The 345-nt window shown below is 67.8% G+C and carries 1 protein-coding gene; it reads left to right on the top strand.

What is annotated here, in order from left to right; translation table 11 throughout:
* Positions 1 to 68: 68 nt before the first annotated feature.
* Positions 69 to 345, top strand: a 277-nt coding sequence (locus EN850_RS34535; RefSeq protein WP_136093004.1) for a hypothetical protein, incomplete at its 3' end; no start/stop codon positions are given.

The following is a 345-nucleotide window of genomic DNA, read 5'->3' as shown; positions in this document are numbered from 1 at the left end:
GCTGACCCTGCTGGCCGGACTGGGCATGGCCGCCCTGCTCTGGCTGGCCTCGCTCTGGTAACGCATCCATGAATGACATCTCCGTCTCGCGCGACAGCTGGTGGCTGGCCAGCCTCGGCAACACCCTGATCTGGGCGCGCCTGCGCGTGCGCCCGGCCGGCACCGCCGAAGTGCTCGACAGCGATGGCAATACGCTGAGCTATGACAGCGAAGACACCGCGCGTTCGCAGTTGTTCGACGCCGAATTCGTCGAGTACGACGGCCTGGACGAGGAAGACGCGCTGGTGCGCGGCTTCAGCCTGCACGAAGTGCAGCCGCCGCAGGCCGACAGCGACGAGGGCCTGC

Origin of the sequence: Mesorhizobium sp. M8A.F.Ca.ET.207.01.1.1 (genome assembly GCF_004794715.1) — a bacterium.
Lineage (GTDB): Bacteria > Pseudomonadota > Alphaproteobacteria > Rhizobiales > Rhizobiaceae > Mesorhizobium.
The sequence above is the reverse complement of the archived record's forward strand: the minus strand, read 5'-3'. Positions and strand labels throughout refer to the sequence as shown.